Origin of the sequence: Enterobacter sp. RIT637 (genome assembly GCF_019718755.1) — a bacterium.
GTDB lineage: Bacteria > Pseudomonadota > Gammaproteobacteria > Enterobacterales > Enterobacteriaceae > Enterobacter.
On sequence record NZ_JAIHAZ010000001.1, the window covers coordinates 684584 to 697736 of the forward strand.

The 13153-nt window shown below is 57.5% G+C and carries 11 protein-coding genes; 3 read left to right on the forward strand and 8 right to left on the reverse strand.

Annotated features, from left to right (window positions below; translation table 11 throughout):
* Positions 1-435, reverse strand: coding sequence for a DMT family transporter (locus K5E19_RS03350; RefSeq protein WP_010430856.1), 435 nt, complete (start codon positions 433-435; stop codon positions 1-3).
* Positions 436-532: 97 nt separating this feature from the next.
* Between K5E19_RS03350 and K5E19_RS03355 the strand changes: the two genes are divergently transcribed.
* Positions 533-1465, forward strand: coding sequence for a LysR family transcriptional regulator (locus K5E19_RS03355; protein ID WP_221549965.1), 933 nt, complete (start codon positions 533-535; stop codon positions 1463-1465).
* Here the strand turns inward: K5E19_RS03355 and K5E19_RS03360 are convergent.
* A complete protein-coding gene (locus K5E19_RS03360; RefSeq protein ID WP_221549966.1) occupies positions 1462-2490 on the reverse strand; it encodes a methionine synthase in 1029 nt (342 codons plus the stop codon). The two genes, K5E19_RS03355 and K5E19_RS03360, sit on opposite strands and share 4 nt — an antisense overlap.
* Positions 2491-2517: 27 nt before the next feature.
* Positions 2518-3492 carry a DUF1852 domain-containing protein gene (locus K5E19_RS03365; protein ID WP_221549967.1) on the reverse strand — a complete coding sequence of 325 codons (975 nt, stop codon included), beginning with the start codon at positions 3490-3492 and terminating at the stop codon, positions 2518-2520.
* Between the two features lie 354 nt (positions 3493-3846).
* Here K5E19_RS03365 and K5E19_RS03370 point away from each other — a divergent pair, with 354 nt between their 5' ends.
* Complete coding sequence (locus tag K5E19_RS03370; protein ID WP_193939686.1) at positions 3847-4386, forward strand: DUF2058 domain-containing protein; 540 nt, start codon at positions 3847-3849, stop codon at positions 4384-4386.
* 7 nt (positions 4387-4393) lie between these two features.
* Here K5E19_RS03370 and K5E19_RS03375 read toward each other — a convergent pair whose 3' ends face one another.
* Both K5E19_RS03375 and azoR read right to left on the reverse strand, forming a co-directional pair.
* A complete protein-coding gene (locus K5E19_RS03375; protein WP_221549968.1) occupies positions 4394-5080 on the reverse strand; it encodes an RluA family pseudouridine synthase in 687 nt (228 codons plus the stop codon).
* A 90-nt stretch (positions 5081-5170) separates the two neighbouring features.
* Positions 5171-5776, reverse strand: a complete 606-nt coding sequence (gene azoR / locus K5E19_RS03380) for an FMN-dependent NADH-azoreductase (RefSeq protein ID WP_221549969.1) — start codon at positions 5774-5776, stop codon at positions 5171-5173.
* A 205-nt stretch (positions 5777-5981) separates the two neighbouring features.
* Here azoR and hrpA point away from each other — a divergent pair, with 205 nt between their 5' ends.
* Positions 5982-9884 carry an ATP-dependent RNA helicase HrpA gene (hrpA, locus tag K5E19_RS03385; protein ID WP_221549970.1) on the forward strand — a complete coding sequence of 1301 codons (3903 nt, stop codon included), beginning with the start codon at positions 5982-5984 and terminating at the stop codon, positions 9882-9884.
* Between the two features lie 70 nt (positions 9885-9954).
* Here the strand turns inward: hrpA and K5E19_RS03390 are convergent, their stop codons facing one another.
* The 3 genes from K5E19_RS03390 to K5E19_RS03400 all read right to left on the reverse strand — a co-directional run bounded on the left by K5E19_RS03390 (position 9955) and on the right by K5E19_RS03400 (position 13148).
* Complete coding sequence (locus K5E19_RS03390) at positions 9955-10614, reverse strand: O-methyltransferase (RefSeq protein WP_221549971.1); 660 nt, start codon at positions 10612-10614, stop codon at positions 9955-9957.
* Positions 10615-10689: 75 nt separating this feature from the next.
* A complete protein-coding gene (locus K5E19_RS03395; RefSeq protein ID WP_221549972.1) occupies positions 10690-12069 on the reverse strand; it encodes an efflux transporter outer membrane subunit in 1380 nt (459 codons plus the stop codon).
* Positions 12066-13148: an HlyD family secretion protein gene (locus tag K5E19_RS03400; RefSeq protein WP_221549973.1), complete on the reverse strand. Its 1083-nt coding sequence runs from the start codon at positions 13146-13148 to the stop codon at positions 12066-12068. Before K5E19_RS03400 ends, K5E19_RS03395 begins: the two co-directional genes overlap by 4 nt.
* Between the last annotated feature and the right edge of the window lie 5 nt (positions 13149-13153).

A 13153-nucleotide genomic window follows, 5' to 3' on the forward strand; every position in this document is an offset into this window, starting at 1 on the left:
TTACCCCTGCGCCACCAGAACCAGTGCGGCAATAATAAAAACCAGCGCCACGATGCGTTTCGCGTTTATCTTCCTGTGCGGCGTACCCAGCAGACCAAAGTGATCGATGATAAGGCTCTTAAACACCTGACCGGCCAGAATGCCAATCATGGTCATCGCAATGCCGATAGCGGGTGTCGCAACGGTCAGAATGACCACGTACACGGGGCCGAGCACTCCGCCGAGCAGTTGCCAGGACGGCTGGGTAAAAAACGATGGACTGTTGCGCGGGCTGAAAAACAGCATCAGCAGAAACGTCAGCGCGGCACCCACCCCGAAGATGCTGAACGTGGCCCATAAATCACCCACTTCGCCGCCCAACGGGCCCAGCAGGCCCGCCTCTACGGACAGCCCCATCCCGCCGGCAATCACCAGGAAAATTAAAATAAGTTGCATAGCTCACTCTCTCGTTGTTCAGGCGACGAAGAATACGGGGTATCACCAGTGAGAAAAATGCCATAATGCAGGAAACACCATTGCAGGAAATGCACTAATGATCGATGCCGGAAATATCAGCATTCGCGCGCTGCTGATCTTTATCGCGGTTTATGAATCGCAGAATTTCTCCGTGGTTGCGCGGCGGGAAGGGATCTCCGCCTCGCAGGTGTCACGCGTGATTCACCAGCTTGAGGACGCGCTCGGCCAGCAGCTTTTTTATCGCAATACGCGGGCTGTGATGCCGACGGAAAGCGGGCATCTCTTCATCCGCTACGCCCGGGCGATGGCAGGAAGTCTTGACGAGGCGCGCCGGGAGCTGGACGAGCGCTCCATCGAGCCAACCGGGCTGATTCGTATTAACTGCCCGGTATTTTTTGGACAGCGGCACGTAGCCCCCGGCCTGGCGGGGCTGGCGGCGCGCTACCCCCGGCTCAACCTGGATTTGACCCTCACCGATGATTTTATCGACCCGCATCGGGACGCCGCCGACGTGCTGTTCCGCATCGGCACGCTGACGGACTCCTCGTTTCACGCGCGGGTGCTCGGGCAGCAGCTGTATCATCTGGCGGCATCGCCGGCCTATCTGCAACGGCACGGTGCGCCCGATGCGCCGGAGGATCTGACGCATCACAGCTGCCTTGTCTATCGCGGATCGTCCGGGCCTAACCGCTGGCTCATTCGCCGCCCAAATGCGGCGTGGGTTCACTATCCCGTTGCGCCGCTGATGACCTCCAACAACGCTGAAACGCTGCTGATTGCCGCGCTGGGCGGAATGGGGATCGTGCTGTTCCCCGACTGGCTGGTGAGCGAAAGGCTAAACAGCGGTGAGCTGGTATCGCTTCTGGCGGAGCATGAATGTTCGATCAACTCCGAGCCGCAGACCATCGCCGCAATATACCCGAACGCGCGCCATCCGCCCCTTAACGTCAGGGCGGTGATTGATTATTACGTAGAGCGGTTTGGCACGCCGCCGTACTGGCAGCGTTAGCGGCTGAGCTCGCGACGGATGATCTCTGCGCCGGCACTGAGCGCGTTCAGCTTGCCGTTGGCGACCTGACGGGAGAGGGGGGCCATACCGCAGTTGGTGGACGGGTAAAGCTTGTCCGCATCGACAAACTGCAGCGCCTTGCGCAGCGTGTCGGCGACTTCTTCCGGCGTTTCAACCGCGTTGGTTGCCACGTCGATCGCGCCCACCATCACTTTTTTGCCGCGGATAAGCTCCAGCAGATCCATTGGCACGCGGGAGTTGTGGCACTCGAGCGAGATAATGTCGATGTTTGAGGTTTGCAGCTTAGGGAAAGCCTCTTCGTACTGTCGCCACTCGGAGCCGAGCGTCTTTTTCCAGTCGGTATTGGCCTTGATGCCGTATCCGTAGCAGATGTGTACCGCGGTTTCGCACTTCAGCCCTTCAACGGCGCGCTCCAGCGCGGCGATCCCCCAGTCGTTCACCTCGTCAAAAAAGACGTTAAAAGCAGGCTCGTCAAACTGGATAATATCGACGCCTGCGGCTTCCAGCTCGCGCGCTTCCTGATTGAGGATTTTGGCAAATTCCCAGGCCAGCTTCTCGCGGCTTTTATAGTGCGCGTCGTAAAGCGTGTCGATCATGGTCATCGGCCCCGGCAGCGCCCATTTGATCGGTTTGTCCGTCAGCTGACGCAGATACTTCGCATCGTCCACGAATACCGGCTTCTGACGCGCAACGGCTGAAACCACGGTCGGCACGCTCGCGTCATAGCGGTTGCGAATGCGCACCGTCTGGCGGTTCTCAAAATCGACACCGCTCAGGTGCTCAATGAAGGTGGTGACGAAGTGCTGGCGGGTCTGCTCGCCGTCGCTGACAATATCGATACCCGCACGGGTCTGCTCATCCAGAGACAGGCGCAGCGCATCCTGTTTACCCGCCAGTAATTCATCATCCTGAAGTTTCCACGGCGACCACAGGGTTTCCGGTTGTGCAAGCCAGGTTGGCTTAGGTAAGCTGCCAGCCGTTGATGTCGGGAGCAATGTTTTCATAATAGAACACCTTTATTATTCGGTTAATTAAAGCGTGAAGTTATGAGACCACTGCTCAAGACGTTGTTTGTAAGGCTTAATAAACTGTTCTTCCGTAAATTTGCCCTGCTGAATCGCTAGCTGGCTGCGCTCTTCACGGTCATAAACAATTTTTGTTAATGAATGATCCTGCTGATTCAGATCCGGCTGATAGCACTGTCCGGCGGTCGAGTTCGCATTATAAATTTCAGGACGGTAAATCTTCTGGAATGTTTCCATGGTGCTGATCGTTCCAATCAGTTCAAGATTCGTATAATCCGCCAGCAAATCACCGGAATAATAAAAGGCGAAAGGTGCCGCGCTGTTTTCAGGCATGAAATAACGCACCTTCAGGCCCATCTTGCCAAAGTATTGTTCAGTCAGGGATGTACCGTCCGGCTGGTACTCAATCCCCAGTACAGGGTGCGTGTTGCCCGTACGATGGTAGGTATCTTTGCTGGAGACGCTCAGGCAGATCACCGGCGGCTTCTTAAAGTGCTCTTTGTATTCGTCAGAGTGGGTGAAGTGCTTGAAAATATTGCCGTGCAGTTCACCAAAGTTCTCAGGAATACTAAAAGTGGAACGATCCTTATTGTGATCGAGCAGCAAAACGCTGAAGTCATAGTCGCGCACGTAGGAAGAGAAATTATTCCCGACGATACCTTCGATGCGCTCATTCGTTTTTTTATCGACAATAAACGTCTGCAGTATTTCAATGGCCGGGAAGCTATATTCTCCATCGATGTTCATATCAACGGAAATAATTTCAAGCTCAACGGCATAGCGATCGGCTTTTGGGTTATCCCAGCGCGCCAGGGCGTTAAAGCGGTTGTTGATCATCACCAGCGTATTGCGCAGGTTTTCCTGACGCTTTTCGCCGCGTGCCAGGTTAGCAAAGTTGGTCGTGGTACGCGTATTTTCTGACGGGTTGTAATTTTCATCGAAGCAACTGCGCTTAAGGCTAAATGTAAAAGCTTTACTCATTGTGGTTATGCATCCTAAGTTCATGTTGCCAGGAAGTTATCAATGCATAATTTATGCCTGAGCCAGTGGCAGAGGGGAAGTGACTTAATTTCACTGCAACATGAGGGAAGTTCATGAAGTGTAATGCTCGATGTGTCGCTGCCATCTTGCCGGGTGGCGCTGCGCTTACCCGGCCTACGGTTCAGCGTCGTTTGTAGGCCCGTGCAAGCGCAGCGCCGCCGGGCGAAGCTCGCAATATGTCCGTGATATGCCCTTTACCCTCGTCGTTAACCGGCTGCAGGGGGAGAGGGATTTTTTATTTCCATTCATTTCCCGCTATAATCCCCAAAATTTCCAACCGGTTTAGAAACGATCATGACAAAACTCACCTTACAAGAGCAGATGCTGAAAGCGGGCTTAGTCAGCAGCAAGAAAGTGGCGAAAGTACAGCGCACGGCAAAGAAATCACGCGTTCAGGCGCGTGAGGCCCGTGAAGCGGTCGAAGAGAACAAGAAGGCGCAGATCGAGCGCGACAAGCAGCTGAGCGAGCAGCAGAAGCAGGCGGTGCTGGCTAAAGAATTTAAAGCGCAGGTGAAGCAGCTGATTGAGATGAACCGCATCACCGTGGCGAGAGGCAACATCACCTTTAACTTCACCGACGGCAATCTCATCAAAAAGATCGAGGTCGACAAGCAAACTCAGGCTCAGCTGATCAACGGCCGTCTGGCTATTGCCCGTCTGGTCATTAACGCCAGCGGCGACTGTGAATACGCGATTATTCCGGCGGTGGTGGCCGATAAAATTGCCCAGCGCGATGCCGACAGCATTGTGTTAAACAGCGCGCTCAGCCAGGAAGAGCAGGACGAAGACGATCCGTACGCGGACTTCAAAATCCCTGACGATTTGATGTGGTAAACACCCTTTAAAACGGCGCAGCGTGACGGGCGTTGATTGCCTCTCCGCTCACCGGATGCACGAAATCCAGACCGCTGGCGTGCAGCATCAGCCGCGGCGTCGTTTCGGCGCCCGGCCATTCAAGACCGCCATATAAATCGCAGCCTAAAATAGGGTGACCCAGCTGCTGGCAGTGAATGCGCAGCTGATGGGTTCGCCCGGTCTCCGGCGTGAGCGCAACCCGCGTCAACGGTAAGCCCGTCTCCTGATAAAAACGTTCGATAACCCGGTAGCGGGAGCGCGCCGGTTTGCCCGCGACGGCGCAAATCGACATCAGCGGGAATAGCGCCGGGTCTTTGGCAATCGGCGCGTCAATCACACCTTCGTCATTTTCCACATGCCCGCAAAGCAGGGCGCTATAAACCTTCTTCACGGCGCGCTGGCTAAACTGATGGCACAGCGCCGCGTTAATCGCTTTATTACGCGCAATCACCATTATCCCGGACGTGCCGAAATCAAGACGATGCACCAGCGTGCAGCCAGGAAAGTTTTGCACCAGACGATAATGAACGGAATCAAGGTTTTGCGGATTTTTGCCCGAGAGGCTGAGCAGGCCGGAAGGCTTATCGATCAGCAGCAGATGTTCATCCTGCCAGAGGATCTCAATGTCGTCGTGACACGGTGGGGCAATAAAAGAATCAATAATCGCAGACATCAGGCCGCCCGGCTGGAGAGTGGGAGCGGATGATAACGAAATGCGGGAGAAAAGAAAAACCCTCCCACCAGGCGGTGAGAGGGCAAAATCTTATGCTGCTACCAGGCTGTCGATGGCGGCTTTCGCATCGGTCTGCGCTTTGGTCGCCACTTCCGGACCGTAAGCGATACCTTCCGCGAACACGAAGTTCACGTCAGTGATGCCGATGAAGCCCAGGAACACGCTCAGGTACGGCGCAACCAGGTCGGTTGGGGTATCTTTATGGATGCCGCCACGGCTGGTCAGTACAACCGCACGCTTGCCTTTCACCAGACCTTCAGGGCCATTTTCGGTGTAACGGAAGGTTACGCCAGCACGCGCTACCAGGTCGAAGTAGTTCTTCAGCTGGGTAGGGATGTTAAAGTTGTACATTGGGGCGTTGATGACGATAACGTCGTGCGCCTGCAGTTCTGCAATCAGTTCATCAGACAGCGCCAGGGCTTCCTGCTGACGCGGAGTCAGTGGTGCATCGCTTGGACGCAGCGCGCCAACCAGCTCGCCGTCCAGCACAGGAATTGGGTTTGCAGCCAGGTCACGCACGGTGATTTCGTCAGCAGAATGCTGTTCACGCCACTGTTCAACGAAGTAATCAGACAGCTGACCAGACTGAGAGTACCCTGCCAGAATACTGGATTTCAAAACTAATACTTTGCTCATGGGTGATTCCTGTTGTTGCATTTGATTGAAGGGGGTTGCCCCGTTGCTTGTTGACACTCTATTCACAATCCTGCCACAGAGATAGCGCAATATATCGAAGCCTATGTTCGAATTTTTTGAATAAGGCGCTAAAAGCCCTGATGTGGTACTCTATAGCCATCATTAAAAAGAGATTTTATCCGGCAGTGCACTGCCCGTTAACGCTATGACAGAACAACAAAAATTAACCTTCCCGATGCTCCTGCAACAGCTTGATTCCCTGATGCTGCGCGACAAACAGCGCTTTGCCCGCCGTCTGCACGGGGTGAAGAAGGTTAAAAATCCTGATGCACAACAGGCCATTTACCAGGAGATGGCGAAAGAGATTGAACAGGCGGCAGGGAAAGTTGCGCTGCGCGAAGCCGCACGCCCGGCGATTACCTACCCGGAAAACCTGCCCGTCAGCCAGAAAAAACAGGACATCCTTGAGGCCGTCCGCGACCACCAGGTGGTGATTGTTGCAGGTGAAACCGGTTCGGGGAAAACCACCCAGCTGCCGAAAATCTGTATGGAGCTGGGGCGCGGCCTGAAAGGGCTGATTGGCCACACCCAGCCGCGTCGTCTGGCGGCGCGTACTGTGGCGAACCGTATTGCCGAAGAGCTGCAAACGGAGCCGGGCGGCTGCATCGGGTATAAGGTGCGGTTCAGCGACCACGTTAGCGATAACACCATGGTCAAGCTGATGACCGACGGTATTCTGCTGGCGGAAATCCAGCAGGATCGCCTGCTGATGCAGTACGACACCATCATCATTGACGAAGCGCACGAGCGCAGCCTGAACATCGACTTCCTGCTCGGCTACCTGAAAGAGCTGCTGCCGCGTCGCCCGGATCTGAAAATCATCATCACTTCCGCGACCATCGACCCGGAGCGCTTCTCGAAGCATTTCAACAATGCGCCGATTATCGAGGTGTCAGGACGTACGTATCCGGTTGAGGTGCGCTATCGCCCGATAGTGGAAGAGGCGGACGATACCGAGCGCGACCAGCTGCAGGCCATCTTCGACGCCGTTGACGAGCTGGGTAACGAAAGCGCGGGCGATATCCTGATCTTCATGAGCGGCGAGCGCGAAATCCGCGACACCGCCGATGCGCTCAGCAAGCGCGACCTGCGCCACACCGAGATCCTGCCGCTTTACGCGCGCCTGTCAAACAGCGAGCAGAACCGCGTATTCCAGCCGCACGGCGGGCGACGCATCGTTCTGGCGACCAACGTGGCGGAAACCTCCTTGACCGTGCCGGGGATCAAGTACGTTATCGACCCGGGCACGGCGCGCATCAGTCGCTACAGCTACCGCACGAAGGTTCAGCGGCTGCCGATTGAGCCGGTCTCCCAGGCTTCCGCTAACCAGCGTAAAGGCCGCTGCGGCCGCGTGTCGGAAGGGATCTGTATTCGTCTCTATTCCGAAGAGGATTTCCTGTCGCGTCCGGAATTTACCGACCCGGAAATTCTGCGCACCAACCTGGCATCCGTTATCCTGCAGATGACCGCGCTGGGGCTGGGCGACATCGCGGCGTTCCCGTTCGTCGAAGCGCCAGACAAACGCAACATTCAGGACGGCGTACGTCTGCTGGAAGAGCTCGGCGCCATTACCACCGACGAGCAGGCGACGGTCTACAAGCTGACGCCGCTGGGCCGTCAGCTCAGCCAGCTGCCGGTCGACCCGCGCCTGGCCCGTATGGTGCTGGAAGCGCAAAAGCACGGCTGCGTGCGCGAAGCGATGATCATCACCTCGGCGCTCTCCATTCAGGATCCACGCGAGCGCCCAATGGACAAACAGCAGGCGTCTGACGAAAAGCACCGTCGCTTCCACGACAAAGAGTCCGATTTCCTCGCTTTTGTGAACCTGTGGAACTATCTCGGCGAGCAGCAGAAAGCGCTCTCCTCGAACCAGTTCCGCCGCCAGTGCCGCGTGGATTTCCTCAACTACCTGCGCGTGCGCGAGTGGCAGGATATCTACACCCAGCTGCGCCAGGTGGTGAAAGAGCTTGGCATTCCGGTTAACAGCGAGCCTGCGGAGTACCGTGAAATTCATATCGCGTTGCTGACCGGCCTGCTGTCCCACATTGGGATGAAGGACGCCGAAAAGCAGGAGTATACCGGCGCGCGTAACGCCCGTTTCTCCATCTTCCCCGGTTCCGGCCTGTTCAAAAAGCCGCCGAAGTGGACCATGGTCGCGGAGCTGGTGGAAACCAGCCGCCTGTGGGGGCGCATTGCCGCGCGTATCGATCCGGAATGGGTGGAGCCGGTGGCACAGCACCTGCTGAAACGCTCGTACAGTGAACCGCACTGGGAGCGCGCGCAGGGCGCGGTAATGGCGACCGAGAAAGTGACCGTTTACGGCCTGCCGGTGGTCGCCGCGCGTAAGGTCAACTACAGCCAGATTGACCCGGCGCTCAGCCGCGAGCTGTTTATCCGCCACGCGCTGGTGGAGGGTGACTGGCAGACGCGCCACGCCTTCTTCCGCGAAAACCTGAAGCTGCGCGCCGAAGTGGAGGAGCTTGAGCACAAGTCCCGTCGCCGTGATATTCTGGTGGACGACGAGGCGCTGTTTGAGTTTTACGACCAGCGCATCAGCCACGACGTGATCTCTGCCCGCCACTTCGACAGCTGGTGGAAAAAGGCCAGCAAAGAGACGCCTGACCTGCTCAACTTCGAAAAGAGCATGCTGATTAAAGAGGGGGCGGAGTCGGTCAGCAAGCTCGACTACCCGAACTTCTGGCATCAGGGCAACCTCAAGCTGCGGCTGACCTATCAGTTTGAACCGGGTGCCGACGCGGATGGTGTGACCGTTCATATTCCGCTGCCGCTGCTAAACCAGGTTGATGAGGGCGGGTTTGAATGGCAAATCCCCGGCCTGCGCCGCGAGCTGGTGATTGCGCTGATCAAATCCCTGCCGAAACCGGTGCGCCGTAACTTTGTGCCTGCGCCAAACTATGCGGAAGCCTTTTTAGGCCGCGTCACGCCGCTGGAGATGCCGCTGCTGGACGCGCTGGAGCGCGAGTTCCGACGCATGACCGGCACCACCATCGACCGCGAAGACTGGAACTGGGATCAGGTGCCCGATCACCTGAAAATCAGCTTCCGCGTGGTGGATGATAAAAACAAAAAGCTGCTGGAAGGGCGCTCCCTGAGCGAGCTGAAAGAGGCGCTGAAAGGCAAAGTTCAGGAGACGCTTTCTGCGGTGGCGGACGACGGTATCGAGCAGAGCGGGCTGCATATCTGGAGCTTTGGTCAGCTTCCGGAAAGCTACGAACAGAAACGCGGTAACTATAAGGTCAAAGCCTGGCCTGCGCTGGTGGACGAGCGCGACAGCGTGGCGATCAAGCTCTTTGATAACCCGCTGGAACAGCAGCAGATGATGTGGCGAGGGCTGCGTCGCCTGCTGCTGCTCAACATCCCGTCGCCGATCAAGTATCTGCACGAGAAGCTGCCGAACAAAGCCAAGCTGGGGCTGTACTTTAACCCGTACGGCAAGGTGCTGGATCTGATTGACGACTGCATCTCCTGCGGCGTGGACAAGCTGATCCACGAGGCGGGCGGCCCGGTCCGGACGGAAGAGGGCTTTGCTCAGCTTCATGAAAAGGTGCGCGCGGAGCTGAACGACACCGTGGTGGAGATTGCCAAACAGGTCGAGCAGATCCTCACCGCCGTATTCAATATCAACAAGCGCCTGAAGGGGCGCGTGGATATGACCATGGCGCTGGGGCTGTCGGACGTGAAGGCGCAGATGGCGGGGCTGGTCTATCGCGGCTTTGTCACCGGCAACGGCTTTAAGCGTCTGGGCGATACGCTGCGCTATCTGCAGGCGATTGAAAAACGTCTGGAAAAAATGGCTATCGACCCGCACCGCGATCGCGCGCAGATGCTGAAAGTGGAAAGCGTGCAGCAGGCGTGGCAGCAGTGGCTGAACAAGCTGCCGCCGGCGCGCCGCGATGATGAAGACGTACAGGCCATCCGCTGGATGATTGAGGAGCTGCGCGTCAGCTTCTTTGCCCAGCAGCTCGGTACGCCGTATCCGATTTCGGATAAACGTATTCTGCAGGCAATGGAGCAAATTTCCGGTTAAAACCCTTGCCCGGTTTTCTCCCTCTCCCTGTGGGAGAGGGTCGGGGTGAGGGCATCAGGCCGCACAATTTTCACCCATTCACCATTGCCAGCGTAAACCCATCCCAACCCTTAACCCCCACCGTTTGCAGCGCGGTGGCGGTTAAGCACGGATTATCCCCAATCATCTCGATAAAACGGCGCACGCCCAGCACGCGCGCGTCGTCGCTTTGCCCGTTAATGACCTCGCCGTCGCGCACCACGTTATCGCCGATAATCACCGTACCCGGGCGGGAGTAGTGCAGCGCCCACTCCAGATAGCCGGGATTGTTGGGCTTATCGGCATCGATAAAGATCAGATCGAACGGCGGAACGTCACCCAAATTCTCCAGCGAGTTCAGCGCCGGGCCTTCAATTAATTCAATACGATCGGTTAGCCCCGCAAGGCGAATATTCTGGCGGGCAACGTCGGCATGCGTCGGATCCGCCTCGAGCGTAATCAGCTTTCCGTCCGGCGGCAGGGCGCGCGCCATCCAGATTGAGCTATAGGCACCCAGCGTCCCGATCTCAAGAACACGTCTTGCCTGCGTCATGCGCACGAACAGCGCCAGCAGCTGCCCCTGATTGGCCGCAACATCGTGTTCAGGTAGCCCGGCGCGCTTGTTGTTTTCCAGTACCTGATCAAGTACGTCATCATCAGGGATAAGTGAAGAAATCATGTAATTATCTACTGCAGACCATTGTTGTTGCATAGATTGACTCCTTGGATTTTTCTCCCTCTCCCTGCGGGAGAGGGGCGGGGTGAGGGCATCAGCGCGCAAGGCGGTTCATGCATTCTTCCAGCCGCCGCCCAGCGCTTTATACAAATCGATCTGTGCCAGCAGCAGGTTATTTTTCACCTGTACCACGCTGGTCTGCACCGAGAACAATGTTCGCTGCGCGTCCAGCACGTCCAGATAGGATGAATAACCGTTGCGATAGCGATTCTGCGCAATGCGCAGCGTCTCCTGCGCCACATCCTGCTGGGCAAGCAGTTCCGTCAGTTGTTCCTGATAGCGCGTAATGGCATCAAGGCTGTCATTCACCTCGGCAAACGCGTTACGCACGGTTTTTTCGTAGCTGTACAGCGCCTGATTACGCTGGGACTGGGAAATATCCACCTGGGCATTCAGCGCCTGACGGTTCAGCAGCGGTGCGAGAATACTGCCGCCAACGCTCCACAGCTGGAGTGGATTATCCAGTAAGCCTGACAGGGTGCGATCCTGGACCGATCCGGTTGCGGTCAGGTTGATCGACGGCAGCAGGCTGGCGCGCGATGCGGCAAGCGTCGCGTCTGCCGCAACCAGCTGTCGTTCAGCCTGAACGATGTCCGGGCGGCGGTTTAACAGCGTGGAAGGCAGCGGTGACGGCAGCTTCAGCGGCGTCAGTAGGTCGAAATTTTCACTGCGTGCCACATCACCTGGATTGCTCCCGAGCAGCAGGCTGAGGGCGTTCTCCTGCTGCGCAATCTGATGCTGCAGCACGGGAACCTGCGCCCGCGTTGAACGCAGTTCGGAATCCGACTGCATCAGCTCCAGACGCGAGCTGTAGCCCGTCTCAAACTGACGTTTTGCGAGGTTGAATGCCTCTTCGCGTGATTTCAGCGTGGATTCGGTCACCCGCAGCTGTTCGTCCAGCGAGAGCAGGGTGACATACCCGGACGCAACGGAAGACGCGACGGTCAAATCCGCGGCGGCGGCGGCGGCTTTTTGCGCCTCAAGCGAGGCCTCGGCGGCATTGGCGGTGCTGCGGTTAACGCCCCAGATATCAACGTCGTAACTGGCGGTCAGACTCCCTTTGTACAACGTCCCGTAGACTGGCAGACCCGTGGCGGCAGACTGCGAGCGGGCGCGCGTGCCCGTTACGCCCGCATCAAGGGACGGGAACAGGCTGCCGTCGGCAGCATAAACTCGCGCCTGATACTCATTAATCCGCTCGCGGGCGATCAGCACGTCGCTGTTGTTTTTCAGCGCCTGGTCCACGTAGCGGTTGAGGTTATTGTCATGGAAATTCCGCCACCAGAGCTGCTCCGCCGGGCTGGCAGGGCCGGAATCGGCGCGCCATTGGGTGGGGATTTGCAGCGTCGGCTGCGCCGGTTTTACATCGACGGACTGGCATCCGGCGAGCATCACCGCCAGCACCAGACCCGCTATCGGGCGAAGGGTCATTGCTTCGCCTCCCGCGTATCAATCGTCACCTGCACCGACATGCCGGGGCGCAGCAGCTTGTACTCTACCGCTTTCCCAAGCACCTCGATGCGCACCGGAATACGCTGCGCGATTTTAACAAAGTTGCCCGTGGCGTTATCCGGCGTGATGGCGCTGAACTCCACGCCCGTCGCCGGTGAGATACTCTCCACGCGGCCCTGATAGGCTTTATCGTTCAGGGCATCGACAGTGAATTTTACCGGCTGACCGACGCGCAGCTCCGCAAGCTGGGTCTCTTTAATATTGGCAATGACCCAGTGCTGAGGCGGAACGAGCGTGGTGAGGTGCGTCCCGGCGGTCACGTACGCCCCGAGACGCACGGCAATCTGGCCGAGCTGACCGTCGCGCGGGGCGATAATGCGGGTGTTTTGCAGGTCAATCTGCGCCAGCTCCAGCGCCGCTTTGGCGTTTTCAACATCCGCCTCCAGCGCGCCGCGGTTGACGATAACGGTCTGCAGATCCTGACGTGACATCTCAAGCGTGGCTTTGGCCTGATCGATATCCGCGCTGCCCTGAGCCGCGCTGGCGAGCGCAGCGTCGCGCTCGCGAATGGAAAGGGAACCGTCGGCCGTCAAATCCTTCACGCGCTTTAAATCCGCCTGTGTTTTCAGGCTCTGGGCGCGCGCATTTTTCAGCGCCGCGTCGTTTTTGGCGATCGTCGCTTCGGCGCTTTTACGCTGCTGGAGGTTGTTGTTCAGGGCGGCAATCTTCATCGCCAGCTGCGCCTCGGCCTGATGGACGCGCTGTCGATAGATACGATCGTCGATCTGAAACAGCACCTCGCCCTTTTTAACCTGCACAAAATCCTGAACGTTCACCTGGGTGATGTAGCCATTCACCTGCGGGCTGATAAACGTCGTCTGGCCGCGCACGTAGGCGTTGTCGGTAAACTGCGCGTGGCGGGTGAACGGCGGCAGTTGCCACGCGTACAGGATCACCAGTACGCCGACAATACCGATGGCAGCGGCGGTGAAGACGGAAACAATGCGCACATTTTTGCGGGTGTTGGCCTGCTCTTTAGCGGCATCCTGCTGACTCATAAACT